Origin of the sequence: Duganella margarita (genome assembly GCF_009857535.1) — a bacterium.
Classification (GTDB): Bacteria; Pseudomonadota; Gammaproteobacteria; order Burkholderiales; family Burkholderiaceae_D; genus Rugamonas; species Rugamonas margarita.
This window is the reverse complement of the sequence record NZ_WWCS01000014.1, coordinates 14,907-38,879: the sequence shown is the minus strand read 5'-3', so window position 1 is coordinate 38,879 and position 23,973 is coordinate 14,907. Positions and strand designations below refer to the sequence as shown.

General features: G+C 60.0%; 19 protein-coding genes and 1 pseudogene. 15 read left to right on the top strand and 5 right to left on the bottom strand.

Annotated features, from left to right (window positions below; all coding sequences use genetic code 11):
* The first annotated feature begins 2 nt into the window (after positions 1 to 2).
* Positions 3 to 1,496 carry an efflux transporter outer membrane subunit gene (locus GTP55_RS20080; protein ID WP_161046713.1) on the top strand — a complete coding sequence of 498 codons (1,494 nt, stop codon included), beginning with the start codon at positions 3 to 5 and terminating at the stop codon, positions 1,494 to 1,496.
* Positions 1,497 to 1,620: 124 nt separating this feature from the next.
* On the opposite strand, the gene GTP55_RS20075 is transcribed toward GTP55_RS20080, so the two are convergent.
* A complete protein-coding gene (locus GTP55_RS20075) occupies positions 1,621 to 1,959 on the bottom strand; it encodes a hypothetical protein (RefSeq protein ID WP_161046634.1) in 339 nt (112 codons plus the stop codon).
* 156 nt (positions 1,960 to 2,115) lie between these two features.
* Here GTP55_RS20075 and ligD point away from each other — a divergent pair, with 156 nt between their 5' ends.
* The 9 genes and pseudogenes from ligD (at position 2,116) to GTP55_RS20030 (ending at position 10,936) form a co-directional block, all read left to right on the top strand.
* Positions 2,116 to 4,635 (top strand): DNA ligase D, encoded by a 2,520-nt coding sequence (ligD, locus tag GTP55_RS20070; RefSeq protein ID WP_161046633.1) that lies wholly within the window; start codon positions 2,116 to 2,118, stop codon positions 4,633 to 4,635.
* Positions 4,636 to 5,022: 387 nt separating this feature from the next.
* The gene (locus GTP55_RS20065) at positions 5,023 to 5,361 is read left to right on the top strand and encodes a hypothetical protein (protein ID WP_161046632.1); all 339 of its coding nucleotides are present in this window, start codon (positions 5,023 to 5,025) and stop codon (positions 5,359 to 5,361) included.
* Positions 5,362 to 5,553: 192 nt separating this feature from the next.
* Positions 5,554 to 5,784: a hypothetical protein gene (locus GTP55_RS20060; RefSeq protein WP_161046631.1), complete on the top strand. Its 231-nt coding sequence runs from the start codon at positions 5,554 to 5,556 to the stop codon at positions 5,782 to 5,784.
* A gap of 168 nt (positions 5,785 to 5,952) precedes the next feature.
* Positions 5,953 to 6,096, top strand: coding sequence for a hypothetical protein (locus tag GTP55_RS20055; RefSeq protein ID WP_161046630.1), 144 nt, complete (start codon positions 5,953 to 5,955; stop codon positions 6,094 to 6,096).
* Between the two features lie 73 nt (positions 6,097 to 6,169).
* Positions 6,170 to 6,508: a hypothetical protein gene (locus tag GTP55_RS20050; protein WP_161046629.1), complete on the top strand. Its 339-nt coding sequence runs from the start codon at positions 6,170 to 6,172 to the stop codon at positions 6,506 to 6,508.
* Between the two features lie 356 nt (positions 6,509 to 6,864).
* Positions 6,865 to 7,395, top strand: a complete 531-nt coding sequence (locus GTP55_RS20045; protein ID WP_161046628.1) for an Imm42 family immunity protein — start codon at positions 6,865 to 6,867, stop codon at positions 7,393 to 7,395.
* A gap of 70 nt (positions 7,396 to 7,465) precedes the next feature.
* On the top strand, positions 7,466 to 7,900 hold the full coding sequence (locus GTP55_RS20040) for a hypothetical protein (RefSeq protein ID WP_161046627.1): 435 nt from the start codon (positions 7,466 to 7,468) through the stop codon (positions 7,898 to 7,900).
* 113 nt (positions 7,901 to 8,013) lie between these two features.
* A pseudogene (locus tag GTP55_RS20035) lies at positions 8,014 to 9,043 on the top strand (IS110 family RNA-guided transposase).
* 375 nt (positions 9,044 to 9,418) lie between these two features.
* Entirely contained in the window at positions 9,419 to 10,936 is a 1,518-nt protein-coding gene (locus GTP55_RS20030; RefSeq protein ID WP_161046626.1) for an ApeA N-terminal domain 1-containing protein, read from the top strand.
* Between the two features lie 199 nt (positions 10,937 to 11,135).
* On the opposite strand, the gene ku is transcribed toward GTP55_RS20030, so the two are convergent.
* Positions 11,136 to 12,164, bottom strand: a complete 1,029-nt coding sequence (gene ku, locus GTP55_RS20025; protein WP_161046625.1) for a non-homologous end joining protein Ku — start codon at positions 12,162 to 12,164, stop codon at positions 11,136 to 11,138.
* Positions 12,165 to 12,167: 3 nt separating this feature from the next.
* A complete protein-coding gene (locus tag GTP55_RS20020; protein ID WP_202423798.1) occupies positions 12,168 to 13,160 on the bottom strand; it encodes an SDR family oxidoreductase in 993 nt (330 codons plus the stop codon).
* A 181-nt stretch (positions 13,161 to 13,341) separates the two neighbouring features.
* Between GTP55_RS20020 and GTP55_RS20015 the strand changes: the two genes are divergently transcribed.
* Complete coding sequence (locus GTP55_RS20015) at positions 13,342 to 14,826, top strand: GGDEF domain-containing protein (protein ID WP_229258071.1); 1,485 nt, start codon at positions 13,342 to 13,344, stop codon at positions 14,824 to 14,826.
* On the opposite strand, the gene GTP55_RS20010 is transcribed toward GTP55_RS20015, so the two are convergent.
* Complete coding sequence (locus GTP55_RS20010) at positions 14,823 to 15,959, bottom strand: thiolase family protein (protein WP_161046624.1); 1,137 nt, start codon at positions 15,957 to 15,959, stop codon at positions 14,823 to 14,825. The genes GTP55_RS20015 and GTP55_RS20010 overlap by 4 nt on opposite strands.
* 87 nt (positions 15,960 to 16,046) lie before the next feature.
* Between GTP55_RS20010 and GTP55_RS20005 the strand changes: the two genes are divergently transcribed.
* Positions 16,047 to 16,613: a TetR/AcrR family transcriptional regulator gene (locus GTP55_RS20005; protein ID WP_161046623.1), complete on the top strand. Its 567-nt coding sequence runs from the start codon at positions 16,047 to 16,049 to the stop codon at positions 16,611 to 16,613.
* Between the two features lie 99 nt (positions 16,614 to 16,712).
* On the top strand, positions 16,713 to 19,124 hold the full coding sequence (locus tag GTP55_RS20000) for a glycoside hydrolase family 95 protein (protein ID WP_161046622.1): 2,412 nt from the start codon (positions 16,713 to 16,715) through the stop codon (positions 19,122 to 19,124).
* A 1-nt stretch (position 19,125) separates the two neighbouring features.
* Here GTP55_RS20000 and GTP55_RS19995 read toward each other — a convergent pair whose 3' ends face one another.
* The gene (locus GTP55_RS19995; protein WP_161046621.1) at positions 19,126 to 19,494 is read right to left on the bottom strand and encodes a VOC family protein; all 369 of its coding nucleotides are present in this window, start codon (positions 19,492 to 19,494) and stop codon (positions 19,126 to 19,128) included.
* Positions 19,495 to 19,624: 130 nt separating this feature from the next.
* Between GTP55_RS19995 and GTP55_RS19990 the strand changes: the two genes are divergently transcribed.
* Positions 19,625 to 21,271, top strand: coding sequence for a SulP family inorganic anion transporter (locus tag GTP55_RS19990; RefSeq protein ID WP_161046620.1), 1,647 nt, complete (start codon positions 19,625 to 19,627; stop codon positions 21,269 to 21,271).
* 87 nt (positions 21,272 to 21,358) lie between these two features.
* Positions 21,359 to 23,923 carry an ATP-binding protein gene (locus GTP55_RS19985; protein WP_161046619.1) on the top strand — a complete coding sequence of 855 codons (2,565 nt, stop codon included), beginning with the start codon at positions 21,359 to 21,361 and terminating at the stop codon, positions 23,921 to 23,923.
* Positions 23,924 to 23,973: the final 50 nt, after the last annotated feature.

Genomic DNA, 23,973 nt, shown 5'->3' with positions numbered 1-23,973 from the left:
CGATGAACAAGCTGCAGATGATCGCCAAGGGCGTAGCGCCCATCCTGGCGGCCTTGCTGATGACCGCCTGCGCAGCGCCGGAGTTCAAGCAACCTGCGATGGACGTGCCAACCGCGTTCAAGGAATCGCAACAACCGGCGGCTACTCAAACCGCCGCCGACGGCAGCACCTGGAAAGCGGCGCAAGCCGCCGAAGCCCAGCCGCGCGGCGAGTGGTGGCTGGCTTTCAATGATCCGGCCCTCAATGAGCTGATCAACGAAGCCACCCGCGCCAATGCCAACCTGGCGGTGGCGGCGGCCCGCGTCAAGCAGGCGCGCGCGATTGCCGGTATCGCTGAAGCGGACCGCATTCCGCAAGTCGGCGTCGGTGTCGGCGCCCAGCGCCTGCGCCAATCGGATGTGGAACTGGGCCTGCCCGCCGGTACGCCGGTGGCGCCGGCCAAGGTGTTCAGCGCCAACCTGACGGCCAGCTACGAGGTCGATCTGTTTGGCCGCGTATCGTCCAACGTCGCTGCGGCGCGTGGCGACGCGGCGCAGGTTGAAGCGACCTACCGCTCGGTGCTGCTGTCGGTGCAGGCGGATGTGGCGCAGACGTATTTCCGTCTGCGCGCCACCGACGCCGAACTGGACACGCTGGCCCGCACGGTGCAGACCCGCGAAGAAAACGTCAAAGTCAACCAGCGTCGTTTCGACCTGGGCGACATCGGCGAATTCGATCTGGCGCGCGCCAAAACGGAACTGGCGACCTCGCGTGCCGAAGCGATTGGCCTGCAGCGTCAACGCGTGACCACCGAGCATGCGCTGGCGGTCCTGCTGGGCAAACCGGCAGCCAGCTACACGGCCGGCAACAGCCCGCTGCTGGATGGCACGCTGCTGCCGCTGATTCCAGCCGGCCTGCCATCGACGCTGCTGGAGCGCCGTCCGGACATCGCCGCCGCCCAGCGCGCGATGGAAGCGGCCAACGCCCGCATCGGCGTGGCGCGTTCGGCGATGTTCCCGTCGCTGATGCTGAACGCGAATGCGGGCGGCGTCTCGGGTAACACCGTAGCCGACGTGTTCAAATGGAGCAGCCGTTCGTGGCTGCTGGGCGCGGCGCTGTCGATGCCGCTGATCGATGGTGGCCGCAACAAGGCCAATATCACGCGCAGCGAAGCGGCGCTGGAAGAATCGGTCGGCACGTATCGTCAAAGTGTGCTGACGGCGTTCGCGGAAGTGGAAGACAATCTGGCGGGCCTGCGGATCCTGGCTGGCCAGACGGTGCAGATTGAAGATGCAGTAGTATCGGCGCGCCGTTCGGCCGATCTGGCGCAGAAGCTGTATTCGGCAGGCCGCTCCAGCTATCTGGATCTGCTGGACGCGCAGCGCAATCTGGCGACGGTGGAGCGCACTGCGGTGCAATTGCGCGGCAATCGCGCCGTGACCACGGTGGCGTTGATTCGCGCCCTGGGTGGTGGCTGGGACGGCGCTGGCGCCGCACCGACAGTCGCGCAGAACTAAGCGCAGCAGCAATGCAAAAAAGCGGACTTCGGTCCGCTTTTTTTTTCGCCCGTCACTCCCGCACAAGCGGGAGTCCATGCTGAGCGAGCGTTCTATGGTCCCCCGCGTTCGCGGGGGCGACGGCTCATTTCGTGACGACTGGCGCAGGCGCAGCTGCGGCTTCAGTTTTTTCGGTTTTGGCGTGCGCTTTGGATTTGGTTTTCACGGCCTTGGCGTGGGCATCGGCCTTGTCGGACTTTTCTTCCGCCTTGGCGACAGCGACGTCTTTCTTGGCATCGGCTTCTACCTTGGCGGTCTTGGCTTCTGCCTTGACCTCAGCCTTGGTTTCTTTAGCTTCTGCCTTGGCGGCGGTCTTGGCTTCCTTGGCTTCTGCCTTGGCGGCAGCAGGGGTAGGGGCAGGAGTCTGCGCAAAAGCAGCGGTTGCGAACAGGCCGGCGATCAGGGTAGCGATAATTTTGGTCATGATTCAATCCTCTATCAGGTTTTTCTGGGCCCGGGACAATTCCCGCGTCTCTGAGCAAAAAACGCGGCCCGGATTGCTAGCGTTGACGGTCTTTACAATCGCTTACAAGTTAGCCAGCGCACGGTTTTATGCCGGCGAGGGGCATAGGCTGGCGACATGAAAGACTCGCTTAAAACCTACAAGGCCAAACGTAACTTCGCCATCACCCCCGAACCTGCCGAAGGCGGCGACGAGGGCAGGGAGGCGCTGACGTTTGTCATCCAGAAGCACTGGGCTTCGCGTCTGCATTACGATTTCCGCCTGGAGCTGGATGGCGTGATGATGAGCTGGGCCGTTCCCAAAGGCCCCAGCTACGACATGCACGACAAGCGCATGGCGGTGCACGTCGAGGACCATCCAATTTCCTATAACGACTTTGAAGGCACCATCCCGCCCAAACAGTACGGCGCGGGCAAAGTGATTATCTGGGACAAGGGCACCTGGCATCCGCTGGACGATCCGCGCAAGGCGCTCAAGGCGGGTAACTTGAAATTTGAAATCCACGGCCACAAGATGCATGGCCGCTGGGTGCTGGTGCGCATGAAGGGCAAGGGGGAAAAGCAGGAGCCCTGGCTGCTGATCAAGGAGAACGACGAATACGCGCGTCCGGCGGCGGAATTCAGCGTAGTGGACGAGATGCCCGACAGCGTCAAGGCGTTGCCGATGCCAGGCGACGCCGGGCGGCCCGTCGCCGCATCGGCACGCATGGCGGAGAGTGCCGCCGACGGCGCGCAAGCCGCAGCGGAGGCGCCCAAGGCCACGCTGCCTGAAAAGCTGTCGCCGCAACTGGCCACGCTGGTGGACGCCCCGCCGTCAGCGGTGGAGGAGTGGCTATTTGAAATCAAGTTTGACGGCTACCGCATCCTGGCCCGCATCGACGGCAAGGACATCCGCCTGATCACCCGCAACGGCAACGACTGGACCCACAAACTGAAACCGCTGCACGCGGCGCTGATTAAAATGAAGCTGCCATCCGGCTGGTATGACGGCGAAATCGTCGTCCACGACGACAACGGCCGTCCCGACTTCGGCCTGCTGCAAAACGCCTTCGACGAAGACAATCCCGGCGACATGGTTTACTTCATCTTTGACCTGCCGTTCCACAACGGCCGCGATCTGCGCGACCTGCCGCTGGAACAGCGCCGCGCCATGCTGGACAAAGTCCTCGCCAGGCGCCAGACCGACACCGTGCGCTTCAGCGCAGCACTGGACGCCACGCCGCAGGATATGATCGCCGCCGCCTGCCAGATGGGGCTTGAAGGCATCATCGGCAAACGCCGCGACTCGCGCTACACCGCGCGCCGCAGCGGCACCTGGATCAAACTGAAATGCGGCCAGCGTCAGGAATTCGTCATCGGCGGCTACACCGATCCGCAGGGTACGCGCAGCGGTTTCGGCTCACTGCTGCTCGGCACTTATGACAAGGACGGCAAGCTGCAATACGCCGGCAACGTCGGCAGCGGCTTCAATGCCGCTTCGCTGGCCGATCTGAAGGCCAAGATGGACAAGCAGGCTGCCGACAAAAGCCCGTTCGCTCCAAGCCGTGACATCGATAAAAAAGCGCACTGGCTCAAACCCGTGCTGGTGGCCGAAGTGGCCTTTGGCGAATGGACGCATTCCGGCTCGATTCGTCACTCCGTCTTCAAAGGTCTGCGCAAGGATAAAAAAGCCAACGCCATCGTGCGCGAACAAGCGGCGCACATCAAGGAGGAACCCGCGATGCAAACCGCCGTTGAGGGCACGCTGCCCAAGTCACTCAAAGTCACCAATCCCGACCGCGTCATCGACAAGCAAAGCGGCGCCACCAAGATTACGCTGGTGCGCTACTACGCGCTGGTGGCGCCGTTGATGCTGCCCCACTTGAAAGGCCGTCCGGTATCGCTGGTGCGCGCGCCGGAAGGCGTGGGCGGCGAACTGTTCTTCCAGAAGCACGCCGAAGTGTCGCGCATGCCGGGCGTGAAGCAGTTCAAGCAATCGCTGGATCCGGACCATCCGCCAATGCTGGAAGTACCGACGGAAGAGGGCCTGCTCTCGGCCGCACAGATGAACGTGGTGGAGCTGCACACGCAAAACGCCAACGGCAGCAGCTACGAAAAGCCCAACCGCATGATCTTCGACCTCGATCCGGGCAAGGGCGTCACGTGGGATCAGGTGAAGGAAGCGGCGCAACTGATGCGCGCTTTCCTCACCGAGCTTGGCCTGCCGGCCTTCCTCAAGACCAGCGGCGGCAAAGGCCTGCACGTCGTGGTGCCAGTCAAGCCTGGCTATGGCTGGGATGATGTGAAGTCCTTCTCGCAAGCCATCGTCGCGCACATGGCGGAGACCATCCCGGAACGCTTCGTCCTGAAAAGCGGCCCGCGCAACCGCGTCGGCAAAATCTTCATCGACTACCTGCGCAACGGACGCGGCGCCACCACGGTATGCGCATGGTCGGCCCGCACGCGGCCCGGCTTGGGCATCTCGGTGCCGATCACCTGGGAAGAATTGGATGGCCTGCAAAGCGCGGACCACTGGACCGTGAACAATGTGCACACACGGCTCGACGTCGGCAACACGCCATGGGACGACTACGCCAAGTCCGCCAAGGGACTGGCTCCCGCCATGAAACTGATGAAGTTCAAACCGGGTCAAGGCTGATCGGCGTTTCTTCCGCATCACCCATGCGCAAGCCCCACCAGCACTAAAACGTGAGATTTTGCGTGTTTTCCGCTGGGCAAAAATGTTATTCTCGCAGCTATTAGCCGATTTCGGCTGCGCAATGGATAACCTCAGGACTCAAATGTTCTGCCCCGTTGCAACAGTCAAAATGACGCTGTGGCGCTGCATTGCTATCAATGCCGGACGCAATGAATTGTGCCGCCTGGCAGGACCGGGTAAAGCGCCGTCGACCTAGAGGGCAGCTGCAATCAAACATGGAGAATATGATGGTAGTAAAATTTTTTAGTCATAGGTCTTTTGCTGACCGGCTGTGCTAGCCAGTCTCCGTCTCAGCAGGCTGCAAACAGTCCACAACAAGTGATCTCAATGGCAGCGGAATCCGCACCTCAATCGGTATCCACAACTGTGGAGCTGCAAGTACTGGCTGTTGGAAACCAGCGCGGCATTACTTACCTTAATTCGGAGTCGGACTATCGTGACCAAAGGAATGTCTCGATTGCGATCTCTCCAGAGTCAAAGATAAAGGTCGAAGCTGTATTTGGTGGCGAGCTTTCAAAGGCTGCCATTGGTAAACATATCTTGGTAAAAGGGACCGCCAAACGGGTGACAATCTGGTTTTTTGACAACAATGGCCAGCGTAGTGACAAGTATTATTATCAAACACAAATTTTAGTATCGAATCCGGATCAGATCCAGATTATCTAAGGCGATTGCTTGATATGCCTGCTGGGTTATCTAGCTTGAACGCCGCCGTTCTGCAAAAAACAACGCTCGGCCAACACCGGTTAACGGTCAGAAGCAGTCGCTTGGCTTACGTGACAAACGGTGTATTTTGGCAGCTTCCAGTTCTGCTAGGATGCGGCATCGCCAGACCAATCAAGCGCGAAGGATGTTCAAATGCCAAACTCGAAAACGCATGAGTATCGAGGTCATCATGTTACCGTTGGCGTGGATCAAAAATTTCCATTGGACAAATTTTCTGGAAATTATCTGGTAATGAGTTTGGGCGGCAGCGTGGTCTGTCGGGGGAAAACCGCTATTGTGGATAGCGAGAACGTGGCAGCACATCTAGCTTTCAGTTTGGCACTCGAAGCTATCGATATCGAACTCAGGAAGCCGGAATATTGAACCCTGATACGTAAATAGTGCCTGCCGATTTCGGCCACAAACGTCCTGTCGAGTCGCGTGCGCCAACAAAATTCCCAAAAAATTTGCGTGAAAAGTGAAAATGAGTTTCTTTAAGGGAAATGCAATGTACACCGTGCCATGGTTTTTTTGTCGAGCTTGGAATTCTGGATGGCGGCCCATCACGGCGGCGATAGGAAGTACATTGCCGCAGTTGGATTCGGTGGTTTAGCGGTGCTGTTCTATTTTGGTCAGAAGCGCCGTTATGAGGCGTCCCGGGCTAGCAAAAAAATGAAACTTAATTTGGGCAGCTGACGGCCGGAACCGGACCTTGCGATCACGTCTAGTTTGACCTATGAGCTTATGACGTACATCTTTTTGATAACCTATGGCAGTTTATTTTAATCTTGGCCACGGCATCAAGTCGCGAGCACGCTCGGCAAATTACCCCTGGCCATATGATATTGATATTTGCTTTGATGCAGTTCGATATCCCATAGCTTTTAGCGAGGGCGTGGGGCTCGGCTCGGCAGGTTGCGCCGTAGCCGCGACTGAAGCTTTGGAGCAAAAGTGGCGCGACCACTTTGAAATCACGAAATTATCGTGGCTTATTCCGTACATTGAGAATCTAGCACAAGGGATTCCGCTACCTCGAGACGAAATTATAGGCCGCTTCATAGAATTGAACGGCAGGGAACCCGGCATTTATGAATCGAAATTCTCCTGAGGGCCACTAATGGACGTTCCATTCAAGCTTACGAAAGTCATTCAACATGATTACAAAAAATTTCGACAAGAACGGGGTAACAGTGCAGCTTTCTTTTAGCGAGATTTTGATAATTAACAATGCGTTAAACGAGATTTGTAATGCATTTGGCCTCAGTGATTTTGAAACGCGTATAGGTGCGACAGTCGAAAAGACTTCGGCTTTGTTAAAGAGTGCGGGACAGCTGCTGGAAAGTTCCGACAATGGAAACTCAACCGATAATGTGGTGCACTGACTGCCAAATTCGGGCTGGCCGCGTTCGGCCATAAGCCGACGCTCGCAAGTGGTTACTGCGTATTTAAACTCACGATAAACGAATGAGTTCCGAAGTATCGATTTATAGGCACTTTGGGGAACAATCCCAATTCGCCATTGTTTGCGCTCATGAACCGTTTGGAAGTGAGCCACGCCGCGTGTTCGGCAGAATGTGCATTCGCGCGGGCGATAAGGTATTAGGTGATTTTGACGAGCCAGCCTGCATGCTAAACGTGACTGCGAGCCACCTTCAGGCAATCCTGGAGCATCTTCCGAAGATGGATTGTGCCATTTTCCTGGACCAGAGCGATGCATACGCATGGGACCTCATCGACAAGGCGCTTTACCTTGATGATGACCGCTCTATAGAAGAAGTTGTCCCGGATTCTAAACGCTTTTACCAATACGACTTTCTGACTAACGGAGGTGAGTCGTTTGACAAGTCAAAATCCTTCATAGTTCGAGACGGGGGCAGTGTACGATTGCTTTTTAAAACAGGCGATGACGCTTTGGAGAGCATGAGAGTGGAAGTCGGAACATTTTGCGCAGTTGTTCGAGCGTTCCTTGATTGGATTGATAAAGGTGGAAACTAACAGCCAACTTGTCGGCAAGCGGCCAAATGCAGACGTAAACGCCGCAGTTCGTTCAACACACAATTAAAACATGACCACTTCGCAGCGTTTTGCAGCATGGAGTTCACCTCGTAGGCTCGCAGAGCTCGGAGAATTCTATGAGGCGGTAAATAGTGCACCAGAGTCTGTATCGGACGCTGAGCTTATCCAGAGAATCACTGGGACATTTTGGCCAACAAACTGCTGGGCCTTTGTGGAACAAGCATTCGCGATTATTGCACCAGCCTGTGCAATGCGGCCTCATTTAGTTCGTGAGCTAATTGCCCATCCAATTGAGGCTATGATTGCCGGTGGACTACTAGACGAGAATGAGGTCATTGCCCAGGGAGTGGCATTTGCAAACAAGATTGATCCTTATGTCGAGCCATCACCCGACGGCAGGCGGTGGCTGTTAGAGCAATTGCCAAAGTTTGAGGCCGAGGTGGTTGATGTCTATCGGCAGAAGTATCATGAGGCCTCCAATTGAAGGCGCGTGCCGCAGTCGGCCATTAGCAATGGGATGGACTCCTCTTCACCTATCGGCGTCTAGGCGCCTAAACTGGAGTTTCGACACAACCAGTTAAGGAGAAGGAGTCCACCATGAAGATTATCCGCGTCGGCGTCGATCTGGCCAAGAGTGTCTTTCAAGTGCACGGGGTTGATCGTTGCGAAAAGGTCGTATGGCGCAAGAAGCTAAGTCGTACAGAATGGCTGTCGGCATTGCTAGAGAAAATTGAGCCGGGCTGCGAAATTGGCATGGAAGCCTGTGGTGGCGCATATCACTGGGCTCGGCAATTGCAGAAGCGGCTTCACTGTGAAGCTGATTGCACCTCAGTTCGTCAAGCCGTATGTGAAGAGCAACAAGAACGACGCGAACGATGCGGAGGCAATTTGTGAATCGATGAGCCGTCCGAACATGCACTTCGTCGCGATCAAATCTGTAGAGCAGCAGGACTTACAGGCGATACACCGGATCAGGGCTGAGTTATGTAATCAGCGCAGGGCCAAGGGCAATCAGATTCGCGGCCTATGTTCCGAGTATGGCTTGGTAGCGCCAAGGGAAATGATCCAGTTGCGAGCAGCCGTGCCTTGCTGGCTGGAGGATATGGAGAATGGTCTGACGATACGGTTCCGTCGCATGCTGCGCGGCTTGTGGCTTGATCTCATGAACCTGGAACTCAGAGTTAAAGAATTGGATCAGGAAATTGAAATTGCGGCGGCTACCGATCCGGTCGCCACCAGGTTGCAGCAACTGCGCGGCGTCGGCCCGATCATCGCCACAGCGATCGTTGCCAACGTCGGCGATGCGAAGCAGTTCAACAGTGGCAGGCAGATGGCGGCATCGCTGGGGCTAACGCCACGGCAGAACAGCTCCGGCGGCAAGGAACGATTGCTGGGCATTACGAAACGCGGCGATGCTCAGCTGCGAACGCTGTTGATTCACGGTGCTCGTTCAGTTTTACGAACGGCGGCCAGCAAGAATGATCGGATGAGTCGCTGGGTAACACACATTGCTCAGACGAGGCACCATAATATCGCGGCGGTCGCGCTAGCCAACAAGACGGCGCGTATCGCCTGGGCGATGATGACCAAGGGCACGGACTACCAGCCTGGTCCGGTGACAGTTTAAACAGAGAGCGGCTAGTACGTAAAAAGGAGTATCCAACCACGATTGCGAAACAAGCCGTTGATGGCCAACAGGTCGAACCGGCGCTGGCAGAACCCGAGAATGTCTGTGGCCTTCGAGCCCGAAATAGCGATAGGGAACCGGCGCGCGAATAGCCCATTATGGTCCTTGCCCGACGACGGGCAAAGCAGTTAGAGACCGAATATACGTGAGCAGTCGTACCTAAAAGTCAAAGACGGAATGTTTGCAAACGAGGAGGAGTACATATACGGCCTTTCACTTGGAAGCTTCCAGGTAATGTTGTTGCGCTTTGTCTCTGGAGTGCGAGAGATGCACTATGTCCGAGCTATAAATTCTTGATGAGATAAGGAGGAATAAATGCATCTAAGTTGGTACAGCAAACCTGTTGGATTCGCTACATCTGCATCTACTCCTCCACCTGCACTAGCTGATGAGCGTTTAATGAGACCTTGGGAGTCAACGGGGTCATTTTGGATACCTAGTAAGCCCGAGCAACAATGTTGGGGGACTATGTCTTTCAAGCCTGGCAGCGGAATAGAGGTCACATTAGAGGGAAATCTTTTCGGAGGACGTAATCCGCCTAGACCTCTTGAGATTCCAGTGATTCATGGACGCTTGTTTAACGGTGCATTATGTTCCATATTTTCCTGCTGGTGCGCAGTAGAAATCTTCAATGGGCAGTTCTTCCGAACTAGGGTGTCAGCACGTCTATCGGTTGGTGGGGGACACTGGGATAATCCAGAGAATTGTGAACTCGAATGGGTTCAGGTTAAATTCTCCCATCTTAATGATTGGTTTAGTGCTCCATATAAGCTGGAGTATGAACCGGGAAACTATAAGGTTTGTAAGATTTCTTTCAGTCCTGACGACCTTATGACCGAGCTAGTGTTCAAAGATGTCGTGGTTGAGTTAAAAACACATTGCGCGCATTCGATACCGAATTTGGCTTCACCGGATGGTAAAAATTGGCCGTATAGTTACCAACTTGTACTAATTCCGAAAGAACCCCAAGACCTCTCTTGGTATATTGAATTAATAGCGTCAATTCGAGAACTGTTTGTATTTCTAATCGGAAGTGGAGTGTACACACTGGACTTAAGCGCGTCACAACCAAGTGAGAGCGCTGCGAAGATGGCTTATTTGCATTATCCAGTTACCGTACCGAGGGCCATTCGCGTAGATGCAGATTATTTTTCGACCCGGTTCGCTGACTATGGGGGGAAAATTCCAGAAATAATTAAGACTTGGTTTGAGCGAGAGTTGGAGCTAAGAGTGCCTGCTGCAACCTATAGAGAATTGCTTTGTTCGGATGGCGCCTCCCCCGCGACTATCCTGCTGCGGACTGTTCAGACACTTGAGCACCTCTATGGATTGCTTTGGCCTACTGATTCGAAGTATGCAAAGAAAGCAACTTTTAAGCGATTTATTCAATGGATGAGAGAAGGTTTCCCCTCCAGCCTTGAGCATGTCCCATCAGAGGAAATGACAAAGCTCGAACAACATAAGGAAACGATACTTTCTCGTATCGGTGGCATCAACGATTTGTCACTGCGAAGTAAGCTTGAACACCTCTTTAATAGAATTCCGCAACATAGTCTCATGCCGATTTTGGGCAATCCACCTAGTTCCGAGGAATTTTTGAGAAAATTCATTCCAAGGCTGGAAGCGACTCGACACTATTTAACCCATTACAATCCGGAGCAGCATGAGTTAGCATTCAAGCCTGCTGAAATTGAAGATGCCGCACTATTATGTTGGGCCGTGCTTACGTTCTGGATGGGGCATAGCCTCGGCCTCAACCAAATCGATTCCGGAAAAATGGCACTTCAAGCAAAAATGGCAATGTTCCTGATTAATTCAGACGTAAAGTTATGAAAGGCACCTCGCTTCGGTTGAAGTTATTTTCGTTACTGAACTAACTTAGGGTTTTTCTCTAATTCATATATGGCAACCTTTGACCGCTTTGGGGCGCAAGCCGACCTTCGTTTCATATGACAGTTAAGGCTCCACGCAAAGGATTGGTATTCCATTGCAATTAATATCAACTGGTTCCTGGAGTCCGCGCTATTGTTCCTCACGCAGCTTTGCGGCTGGCGGCGGGTTTGCGTTTGGCGGCGGTGGTGTGCGCGGAGGGCTTGGCGCTGCTTTTCGCGGCAGGCTTGTCCACTGGCTTGGCTGCCGGCTTTGCGCGCGTTGCAGAGGTGGATTTCGCGGCGCGTGGCTTTGGCTTGGCCGCGACTTCTTCCTCCTCCTCTTCGTCCTCCTCCTCGATCGGAGTGGTCTTCGCGGCAGCGCCTTTGCTGCCACGCTTGCCCAGGCTATTTTGCAGCAGCGCCACCAGGTCGACCACGTTGGACGCCTTCGGCGCGCTGGGTTCGGCCTCCGGTGCAGTAATCGTTTTGGTTTGGCCGGCTTTGATTTTTTTCTTGACCATGGCCAGCACGTCTTCCTTGTAGGTGTCGTGGTACTGCTCCGGCTTCCATTCCTCGCTCATGCCGTCCACCAGCGACAGCGCCATCTTCAATTCTTTGTCGCTGATGCCGGCCGCTTTCAAGGTTGCCGGCGGCAGCTTCAATTCCTCGGCACTGCGGATCTCGGTCGCGTAGCGCAGGGTATTGAGGACGATCTTGTCCTCCACGCACACCAGCGCGCACAGATGCTGCTTGGTGCGCATCACTACTGTGGCGATGCCGATCTTGCCAGCCTTGCGCAGGGTTTCGCGCAACAGCGCGTAGACCTTGTTGCCACCCTTTGATGGTGCGAGGTAGTAGGGCGTCTCGTAGTAAGTCAGCGGCACGTCGGCCGCCTCCACAAACGCCACGATGTCGATGGTCTGCGTCGCCTCCACATTGGCGCGCTTCAGATCCTCGTCCGACAGCACCACGTATTCGTTATCCTCGTACTCGTAACCCTTGACGATATCGTCCCACGTCACCTCTTTGCCGGTCTTCTTGTTATAGCGCTTGTAGCCGACCGGCGAAAAGTCGCGCCGGTCCAGCATGGTCAGGTCCAAGTCGTGCTCCTGCACCGCGGTGTACATCTCGACCGGGATATAGACCAGGCCAAAGCTGATCGCCCCTTTCCACAACGCGCGCGCGGCCATCGCTTAGCCGCCCACCGAACCGGTCACCGGCAGCACAATGCCGGTGATGTAGCTGGAACAGGACGGCGCCGCCAAGAACACGTACGACGGCGACAGCTCCTGCGGCTGCGCCGGGCGTTTCATGTCGGTGTCGGCGCCGAATTTGACGATATCCTCGGGCGACGCATCGGCCGGATTCAACGGCGTCCATACCGGCCCGGGCGCCACCGCATTCACGCGGATGCCTTGTTCCAGCAGGTTGGACGCCAGCGACTTGGTGAACGCGTGGATCGCCCCTTTGGTGGTGGAGTAGTCCAGCAGATTCTCCGCGCCTTGCAGTCCGGTCACCGAACCGGTGTTAATGATTGACGCGCCGCGCTTCAAGTAAGGCAGCACGGCCTTGGCCATGTGGAAGTAGCCGTACACATTGGTTTTCATGGTCAGGTCGAAGCGGTCTTCGGTCAGGTCGGTCAGCTTTTCCGCATGCTCCTGGAAGGCGGCGTTGTTGACCAGGATGTCGAGCCGGCCGAAACGCTCGTGCGCCTGATGGGCGGCGTCGCGGCAGAACGCTGCGTCGCGTACGTCGCCGCGCAGCAGCAGGCAGCTCTGGCCCTCGGCCTCGACGTAGCGTTTGGTGTCCTCGGCGTCCTGGTCTTCATTCAGGTAGATGATGGCGACGTCGGCGCCTTCGCGCGCGTACAGCACGGCCACCGCGCGACCGATACCCGAGTCGCCGCCGGTGATCAGCGCCGCCATGCCGGCCAGCTTGCCGCTGCCGTAATAGTCGGGCGCTAGGAATTCGGGTTTCTGCTGCATGTCCGCTTCCAGTCCCGGTTTGTCCAGGTGCTGGGATGGCATTGGCGCGCCGGGGTAGACGTGGCCGGCAGTTTGCACGGGGGCCTCACTCTTGGCGACGCTGGCGCGCGGTTCCTGGCGATCCTGTTGATCCTGGCGCTGCTGGATTTCACGCTGCAGACTGGCGCTGCCAGCATCGGCCTTGTTTTCCGATTGTGACATGGTGCTCTCCTTAATACATGAACACCCAGTATTGGCGCGGGTCTGTTGCATGACGGTACGCTTGTTCACATAGTGCGCGCCTTCATAAAATTTTTGCAAAAAGATTGCTAATTTTGAACTCTATGGCACACTATCGTTCGAGGAACAAACAAAACAAAAAAGATACTAGGGGAGTCACACCATGTCGCAAGTCTACAGCCGGTCGAACAGCACGGGCGTCTTCTTTAATCCCGGCGCCGAGCGGCGCGCGGAATTCCAATCCTGCTGTGGGGAAATGTTCTCCCAGTTGCTGCTGTGCGACCACGTGGACGCGGTCGGCGCCGCCCTGGCCAAGCGCGAGGCGGACCTGCTGATCCTCGACCTCAACGGTTTTGATCACCTGAACCAGCTGGCCGGCTTCGGCGCCTTGATCCGTGGGCGCGCCGGCGCACCGATCCTGGTACTGTGCGCTTACGAACATAGCGCCTGGCTGCCGGAACTGATGGCTTACGGCGGTTTCGACTACCGCATCTGCACGGTGCTGAACGACGAGTTGCAGCAAGCCGTGGCCCAGGCCCTAATGGTGCCTGCCGATCCCGCCGCCGCCATGCAGCAAGAGCTGCTGGACAAGGAAAAGGAGTTGCGCGACCTGCTGGGCGTGCAGCGCAGCCTGCAGCGGGCGCTGGCCGGTATCGACACCATCAATACCATGGCCTCGCAAATTTGTCTGGCGCTGTGTAACTTCCCTGGGGTGCGCCATACTTCGGTGATGCATATCAAAGAGCGCGGCGATCTGCAACTGGTAGCGCAGGAGGCCCGCAATCATCTCGATCTGGGCCGCTTGCTGGAGCGGCGCGACCATCTGCTGCAATCGCCGCTGCGCGACGTCTTCCCGGCGCTGATGGCGGCGGCGCGCGGCGAAATGGTGCTGCTGGATGCGCCGGAGAAGGCCGGTAATCCGGAACTGGCCATGGCGCTGCATGATCGCAATGTGCGCATGGTGCTGGCCCTGCCGTTGTGCGCCGAACCCGGTGGCCCGAGGATGGGTGCCATCTGCCTGATGTTCGACCGTTACATCAGATTCTCGCGCGAGCAGTTTGCGTGCTTCGCCAGCCTGGCGCAGTTTGTCAGCTTTGGTATCGGCATGAGCGAGTTAAAGTACCGCAACGACGCGCTGGCCGGTCAGCTGTCGCAAATGAGCACGGTGGACGCGGTCACCGGCGCCGGCAACCGCCGTGCCGGCGAGGATGCGCTGGACAACGAAATCCGCCGCGCGCGCCGTTATGGCCTGCCGCTGGCGGTGCTGTCGTTCGACGTCGGCAGCTTCCACTCCACCAGCGATTTATACGGCGCACCGGTGGGCGAGGCGGCGCTGCGCAAGATCGCCGAGACGGTGCACGGGCGCCTGCGCACCTCGGACACGCTGGCGCGCATGCGCGGCGAAGAATTCCTGATCGTCGCCACGCACACTAACGCGGACGACGCCATGCGGCTGGCGGAAAAACTGCGCGGCGCAGTTGCGGAGACCGATTTGCCGCTGGCCGGTCATGGCGCCGCCGTCAGCATGACGCTGAGCGTGGCGCAGGTCGGCGCGGAAGAGGGGAGCGACGCGGTGCTGGATCGCCTCGACGCCGCGCTGCACCGCGCCAAGCGCGCGGGCCGCAACGGTATCGAGCTGGCCGCCTAGATTTTTTCCAGGATGGTGGCGATGCCCTGGCCGCCGCCGATGCACTGCGCGGCCAGCGCATAACGGCCGCCGGTGCGTTTCAGCAGCGCCGCCGCCTTGCCGGTGATGCGCGCGCCGGTGGCGCCCAGCGGGTGGCCGATGGCCATACCGCCGCCGTCAATATTCAACACCTCCGGCTTGATGCCCAGCTCCCGCACGCAGGCCAGCGCTTGCGAGGCGAAGGCTTCGTTAATCTCGGCGACGTCGATGTCAGCCGCGGTCAGGCCGGCCAGCCGCAGTGCTTTCTGCGTGGCGGGAATCGGACCGATGCCCATCAATGCTGGATCGCAGCCCACCGCCGCCATCGAGACGATACGCGCGCTGGGCGTCAGGCCGTGTTTGCGGGCGAATTCTTCGGTGGTCACCAGCACCGCCGACGCGCCATCGGTCAGCGGCGACGAGGTGCCGGCAGTAACCACGCCATGTTCCGGATCAAAGACAGGCTTCAATGACGCCAGCGCCTCCAGCGTGGTGCCGGGACGGATGCAGCCGTCTTCCGCAATCACGTCACCGTTGGCGGTGGTGATGGGGACGATTTCGTCGCTCAGCAAGCCGGCGGCGCGGGCTGCGGCGGCCTTCTGGTGCGATTGCAGCGCCAGCACCTCCTGATCGGCGCGCGACACTTCGTATTTGCGGGCGACGTTTTCGGCGGTGTCGCCCATGCTGATGTAGGCGTCGGTTTCCGCCAGCAGCTGCGGATTGGGCGAGAAGTTAAAGCCGCCCTGCGGCACCATGGTCATCGACTCCACGCCCACGCACAGGTAGGCTTCGCCCAGGCCTGCCTCGATATTGGCGGCGGCGATGTGGACCGCCGACATGGACGAGCCGCAGAAGCGGTTGATGGTCATGGCGCTGACTTCATGCGGAAAGCCGGCCAGCAGCGCGACGATGCGCGCCAGGTTGTTGCCCTGCGAGGACTCGGGATAGGCGCAGCCGAGGATGACGTCGTCCAGCAGTTTCGGATCGATGCCGGTGCGCTCGATCAGCCCCTTGACCACTTGCGCGCCAAGATCGTCGGGACGGACTTCGGCCAGCTTGCCCTTGCGGGAGAAGTGGAACGGCGAACGGGCGTAGGCGCTGATGACGGCTTTCATGATGGTTTCCTTTAGATGATGATCGCAATGATTGATATATTATGCTCGTACTGTATAATGTCAATAGATTAGAAGTGGGAGTCCAAAATGAAAGTCAGCAGGGAACAAGTGGCGCTCAACCGTGAGCGCATCGTGGAAACGGCCGCGCGGCTGTTCCGCGAAAAGGGCTACGACGGCATCGGCGTGGCCGATCTGATGAAGGGCGCCGGCCTGACGCACGGCGGCTTTTACGGTCACTTCGACTCGAAGGAAGATCTGCTGGCCGAAGCGGCCGCGCACGCGCTGAAAAAATCCGTCGAGCGCTGGGAAGGTTATTTGTCCGCTGGCCCCGACGCGGCGCTGGAAAAAATCTACGACGGCTATCTGAACGAGCAGCATCGCGACCATCCCGAACTTGGCTGCGCGGTTACTGCCTTGGGGCCGGACGTGGCCCGCCTAGGTTCCAAGGCGCGTCACGCGATGACCGAAGGCGCGCGCAGCCAGATGGCGATCCTGGAGCAGCTGATGCCCGGCGCCGACGCCGCCGAGCGGCGCAAGCAGGCGCTGGCCAACTACGCCGCCATGGTCGGCGCCATCGTGCTGTCACGAGCGGTGGATGACGAGGCGCTGTCGCTGGAAGTGCTGGAAGCGGTGAAGGCCGCGCTGCCTGGCTAGCCGCAAAAATCTAAGCCGGCTTGGTGAATTTCGTACTTGTGGCGGCACGCCGCTCCGCGCAGAATAGCGCGCATGGAGACCACAACAAGACGCAGTTTCATGATCACGGCGGGACTGGCCATGGCCTTTCCCGGTTTGGCCCGGGCGGCCGTGCAGGACACCACGCGCGGGGCGCAGGAAAGCCTGTCGCTGTGGTACGAGCAGGCCGCCGGGCCGTGGGTGGAGGCGCTGCCGGTCGGTAATGGCCGCCTTGGGGCCATGTGCTTCGGCCGCATCGCGCAGGAGCGCATCCAGCTCAATGAGGACACGCTGTTTGCCGGCGGTCCGTATGATCCCAATAATCCCGCTTCTCTGGCGGCGCTGCCGCAGGTGCGGGCGCTGATCGACGCCGGCAAGTTCAAGCAAGCGGCGGACCTGATCTCGGCCTCAATGATGGGCCTTCCCAACACGCAGATGCCATATGGCGCGGCGGGCGATTTGCTGCTGGACTTCCAGGGCATAGCCGGCGGCACGGCCTACCGGCGCTGGCTGGACCTCGACACCGCGATCGCCTCCAGCCGCTTCACCGACGGCGGCACGCATTACAAGCGCGAAGTGTTCGCCAGCGCGCCGGACCAGGTGGTGGTGATCCGCCTGAGCGCCAGCGGCGGCGTGATGAATTTCGACCTCGGCTACCGCCACCCGCTGGAAACCAATTACGGCGTGACCGATTACACCGGCGCCAAAATTTCGTCGGCCACTGCCGCGCCGATGCCGTGGGACTATCGCGAACCGGTGCGCGCCAGCGAACGTCCGTCCTCCTTGTCGCTACGCGCCGACGGCGCTGATGCGCTGTTGATCGAAGGCCGCAACGTCGCCGCCGCCGGCATCCCCTCGGCGCTGCGTTACGCGGTGCGCGTGCAGGCGCTGGGCGACGGTACGATCACGCCGCGCGAAGACCGCATCGAAGTGCGCGGCGCCACCTCGGTCACGCTGCTGGTGGCCACCGCGACCAGCTATGTCAGCTACGCCGATGTCAGCGGCGATCCTGTGAAAAAGGTGCGGGAGCAGACCGCCGCAGCTGCCGCCAAGCCGTATGCGCAGCTGCGCAGCGGCCATGTACGCGCGCATCAGATGCTGTTCCGCAGGCTGTCGCTGCGCATCGGTTCCGATGCCGCCGATCCGCGTCCGACCAACAAACGTATAGCACTGGCCGAGCAGCAGCCCGATCCCGGCCTGGCTGCGCTGTACGTCCAGTACGGACGCTACCTGCTGCTGTCGTCGTCGCGGCCGGGCAGCCAGCCCGCCAACTTGCAAGGGTTGTGGAACGAGGGCACCAATCCGCCGTGGGGCGGCAAGTACACCATCAACATCAACACGCAGATGAATTACTGGCCGGCGCAATCGGCCAACATCGGCGAATGCGTGGAGCCGCTGCTGCGCATGGTGGAAGACTTAAGCGTGACCGGCGCCGTCACCGCCGCCAGAGGCTACGGCGCGCGCGGCTGGATGGCGCACCACAATACCGATTTGTGGCGCGCAGCCGCGCCGATCGACGGACCGCTGTGGGGCATGTGGCCGTGCGGCGGCGCGTGGCTGTGCCAGGCGCTGTGGGATCATTACGACTACCGCCCGGACGAGGCTTACCTGCGCCGCATCTATCCACTGCTGAAAGGCGCGTCGCTGTTCTTCGTCGATACACTGGTGGAGGATCCCAAGGGCAGGGGATTGGTGACGTCGCCTTCCATCTCGCCCGAGAATGAGCACCACCAAGGTGTCGCCACCTGCGCCGGTCCCGCCATGGACCGCCAGATCATCCGCGACCTGTTCGGCTGGACGCTGCAGGCGCACACGCTGCTCGGCGATGACGACCAGGCCTTCGCCGCCGAACTGCAAGCCAAACGCGCGCGCCTGCCGGTGGACCGCGTCGGCGCGCAAGGCCAGTTGCAGGAATGGCTGGAGGATTGGGATGCCGGCGCGCCGGAGCAGCAGCACCGACACGTCTCGCATTTGTATGGCGTGTATCCGAGTGAGCAGATCAACGTGCGCGATACGCCGGAGCTGATCGCTGCCGCTAAAGTCACGCTCAACACGCGTGGCGACAAATCGACCGGCTGGGCCACCGCCTGGCGCCTGGCCTTATGGACGCGCATGGGTGAAGGCGAACGGGCCTACGCCATCCTGCAAGGACTGCTCGGCCCCGAGCGCACCTATCCGAATATGTTCGACGCCCACCCCCCGTTCCAGATCGACGGCAATTTCGGTGGCACGGCGGCGATCCTGGAAATGCTGGTGCAATCGTGGGGCGGCGAAATCCGCCTGCTGGCTGCCTTGCCGCAGGCATGGCCCGAAGGCAGCGTGCGCGGCGTGCGGGCACGCGGCGGCGTTGAAGTGGACCTCGACTGGTCGCAAGGCGGCCTGCAACAGCTGCAACTGCGCGGCAAGCCGGGACAGGCGGTCAAGGTGCGCTACGGCGACCGCCTGACCGAGATGAAACTGGACGGCAAAGGCCGCGCGCGCATGCAGGGCTGAGTTATTGTCCGGCCGGCGGCTGCCACAGTTCGACCTTGTTGCCCTCGGGGTCGACCACCCAGCCGAATTTACCGTATTCGGAATCGTCGGTTTTGTCGAGCACCTGGCAGCCTTCTTCGCGCAACGCTTGCAGCAGGGCGGTCAGGTCGTCGACGCGGTAGTTGATCATGAACGGCGCGGTGCTGGGCGCGAAGTGGTCGCCGCCGCTTTCGCCGATCGACCAAATGGTCGTTTCCGACCCCTGCCAGGTGAAGGCGGCGCCGCCCCATACCTGCACGTCGATGCCCAGATGCTTCTGATACCAGGCGCGCAGCGCCACTGGATCTTTTGCCTGGAAGAAGATGCCGCCAATGCCGGTTACGCGCTTCATAGGACCTCCCTGATAAGTTGTTCACATTATCATATTGAAAACGGTGTGCCGCAATATGAGTTTTTCGCATGAGCTAATTTGGTAAACGCATTTAAGGTAAACTGACGTTTTTCTGTACAGTGGAATCGCAATGCTGCAATGGCTGAAGCACTACCGGCGTGACCAGCTGCCTGGCGACATCAGCGCCGGCCTGGTGGTGACGATGATGATGATCCCGCAGGGCGTGGCTTACGCGGTGGTGGCGGGGCTGTCGCCGGTGGTGGGACTTTATGCGAGCATCCTGCCGCCCATCGTCTATGCTCTGTTCGGCAGCAGCATGACGCAATCGGTCGGCCCGATGGCGATTGTCTCGCTGATGACGGCCGCCGTGATCGGGCCGCTGGCGCCGCCCGGTTCGGCGCTGGCCGGCGTGCTGGCGGCGCAACTGGCGCTGGTGTCGGGCGCGGTGCTGCTGCTGTGCGGCCTGCTGCGCATGGGCTTCCTGGCCAACTTCTTTTCGCGTCCGGTGATGAGCGGCTTCACCGTCGGTTCGGCCATCGTCATCGCTTACGACCAGCTGCATACGCTGCTGGGCGCCGCGCTGCCGCATGTGCACATGCCGAGCGCCGTGCTGGGTGTCGGCACGGTGCTGTTGCTGGTGCTGTCGCGCCAGTATCTGGCCGGCCTGCTGAAGCGCTGCGGCCTGCCGCCGGCGGTGGCCGACATCGGCGCCAAGCTGGCGCCGATGGTGGTGGTCCTGGGCGGCATCGTGCTGATGGCGACCACCGGACTGGCGGAGATGGGCGTGCGCACCACCGGCGCCATTCCGGCCGGCCTGCCGCACCTGAACCTGGCCACGTCCAGCCAGCACTGGCGCGCGCTGCTGCAACCGGGGCTGCTGATCGGCTTCATCGTGTTCCTGATGTCGATGTCCGGTGCGCAGGCGCTGGCGCTCAAGCGCAATGAGAAGCTGGTCAGCAATCACGAATTGATCGGCCTGGGCGCGGCCAATGTGGCCAGCGCGCTGTCGGGCGGTTTTCCCGTAACCGGCAGCCTGTCGCGTTCCGCCGTCAATTTCGCGGCCGGCGCCAACACGCCGCTGGCCAGCCTGATCACCGCCGGCTTGCTGGCCTGCGCGCTGCTGGCCCCGACCGGCTGGCTGGCACTGCTGCCGATGCCGGTGCTGGCCGCCACCATCATTGTCGCGGTGCTGGGCATGCTGGAGCTGGGCATCCTGCGCACCGCCTGGGAATATGACCGCGGCGACGCGCTGGCCTGGGGCGCGACCTGTCTCGGTGTGCTGGTGATGGGGGTGGAAGCCGGCGTGATGGTCGGCGTGGCGCTGTCGATGGGCACCTTGATCTGGCGCGCCAGCCGGCCGCACATCGCGGTGCTCGGGCGCATCGCCGGCACTGAACATTTCCGCAATATCGAACGCTATCCGGCTGAAACGCAGCCGGAATTGCTGGCGCTGCGCATCGACGCCAATCTGTTCTTCGGCAACATGGATGCGGTGACCGAACGCATCGAATGCGAGCTGGCCACGCACCAGAGCGCCCGTGACCTGCTGCTGGTGATGTCGGCGGTCAATTCGATCGACACCACGGCGCTGCTGGCGCTGGCCGAATTGAACCAGAGCCTGAAGCGGCGCGGCGTCGGCCTGCACCTGGCCGAGGTCAAGGGACCGGTGATGGACCGTCTACGTAATAGTACGTTGCTGCAGCAGCTGAACGGCAAACTGTTCCTCAGCACCGCCAATGCCTTCGATCAATTACATATCGCTAAGGATGTTGCTTAGCCGCAAATATGCATGGACTTCATGCGGGATTGAACCTATGATCTAAGACGTTACTATCAAGATTAACCTCAGAAGAATGGTTTGCCGATGTTGGTCCGTCTTGCCCGCCGTGCCGCAAAAGTCTCGATCGCCGTCTTCGTCAGTGTGACACTGACTGCGGTGGTGACGCTGGTGCTGACCACCTTCGCGCTGTATTTCTACCAGGTCGAACGCGCGCAGCGCTGGGAGCAGTTGCGCAAGACGCTGGCCAACAGCGCCGACGAACTGGCCGCCGCCGTGGCGCTGCCGGCCTGGAACTTCGACGAGACCCAGATCGTCACCATCATGAAGAGCGGCTTGAGCAACCGCGACCTTTACGCCAGCGCCGTGGCGCCGGTGGCCAGCAGCCATCCCTTCATCCTGACCCGCAACGAGCAGGCGCAACTGGTCCCGGCCGAGCGCTTGCCGGCCGATCCCGACCTGCTGTCCGAGCAGCGGCCGATCGTGGCGGGTGGGCAGAATATCGGCACCATCACCGTCTACGCCTCGCCGGCGCAACTGGTGGTGCAGCTGCGCCAGCGCCTGTACACCATCGCCGGCCTGATTTTCGTGCTGGACGTGACGCTGGTGCTCAGCCTTTACCTGCTGCTATGGCAGCTGATCCTCAAGCCGCTGACCAATATCGAACGCTACGCCGCCAGCGTCAAGGCCGGCCAGAATTCCGGCGTGGAGCCGCCGCGCAACTGGTATAGCGGCGAACTGAAAACGCTGAACGCGTCGATCCGCGAGATGGTGCGGCTGATGGAGAGCCGCTACGTGGCCATGCATGCCAGCGAGGAGCGCCTGCAGATCGCCTCCAGCGCGGCCGCCATCGGCATCTGGGACTGGAACATTGCCAACCGCCAGATGGTGTGGGATGAGCAGATGTACCGTCTGCACGGCATGGAGGGCCGCAAGCTGGACGACCCGTTCGAGGCGTGGCGCAAGATGGTGCACCCGGACGATGTGATGCCGACCGAGATGCTGCTGCAGCAGGCGCTCAACGGCACCGCCGAATTCGACATCGAATATCGCCTGATCTGGGCCGACGGCACGGTGCACTACATGAAGGCCGACGCCATGACCTTCCGCGACACCGACGGCCACGCGATGCGCATGGTCGGCGTCAATTACGACGTCACGGACAGCCGCATGGCGGAGCAGGAGCTGCGCCGTCACCGCATCCACCTGGAAGAGCTGGTGGCCGAGCGCACCAATGCGCTGTCGGTGGCGGTGCGCCAGGCGCAGGCGGCCAACCGCGCCAAGAGCACCTTCCTGGCCAATATGAGCCACGAGCTGCGCACGCCGCTCAATTCCGTGATCGGCTTCTCGCGCTTGATGGCCGATTCCAAGAACATGCTGCCGGAAGAGAAGCGCAACCTGGCCATCATCCACCGCTCCGGCCAGCATCTGCTGACGCTGATCAACGATATCCTCGAGCTGTCCAAGATCGAAGCCGGCCGCGCCGTGCTGCAAACGGAAGTGGTCCATCTCAACGATATGCTGCAGGAAGTGCTGGACATGGTCAGCATGCGCGCGGTGCAGACCGGCGTCGAACTGGTGGTCGACAGCGTCGGCCTGCCGGTCAGTGCGCGCGTGGACGGCACCAAGCTGCGCCAGGTGCTGTTGAACCTGATGTCGAACGCGGTCAAGTTCACCGCGCAGGGCAAGGTCACGCTGAAGGTGCGTGGCGCCTCGCACAACGGCCAGTGCGAACTGACGTTTGCCGTCATCGACGATGGTCCCGGCATCAGCGCGGACGACCAGTTGCGCATTTTCGAGCCGTTCATCCAGGCCGATGGCCCGGGCGCGAAAGAAGGCACCGGCCTTGGCCTGACCATCTCGCGCGAATTCGTGCAGCTAATGGGCGGCACGCTGGCGGTGCAATCGGCGCCCGGGCAGGGCGCGACCTTCTATTTCACGGTGAGTGTGCAGGTGGCGGACGACGCGCCGCAGCCAGGCGAGGATGAAGTCGCCGCGCTGGAGCCGCAGCAGCGCCGCCGCATTCTGGTGGCGGACGATAACGCCGACGGCGGCGCGCTGATGGAAAGCCTGCTGACGCCCCTCGGCTTTGACGTTGCGGTAGTGGGCGACGGCGTGCAGGCGCTGGCCATGGTGGACGTATGGCAGCCGGACCTGGTATTCATGGACTGGCGCATGCCGGCGCTGGACGGCATCAGCGCCACGCGCCAGATCCGCGCCAATCCCGAGATTGTGCAGCCGGGGATCGTGATGCTGACCGCGTCCGCTTTTGCCGAGCAATGCGAGGAAGCGCTGGCCGCCGGCGCGGACGAATTCATGCGCAAGCCGGTGGAGCAGGCGCAGTTGTACGCGGTGCTGGAGCGGCAGCTTAATTTGCAGTTTGTGCGCCGCCATCGCGCCGCTGTGCGCCGCCTGCCGCCGACGCCGCTGGAACGCGGCGATTTGCAGCGTCTCGATGCGGCGCTGCGCGAGGAATTGAAAGTCGCCCTGCAGGAGCTGAACCTGGCGCGCGTGGCCGCGCTGCTGGCACCCTTGCCGCCGGCGCTGGCCGACGTGGTGGCGCGCATCGGCCACATGGTGCAGCTGCACCAGTATCCGCAATTGTGCGCTTTGCTCGACGACGCGGGGAACGAATTGGAGCCTATCGCCTGACGGGTATATTATAGTAGTGAACAGATGGGCAAATTGGCGAAAGACTTTTA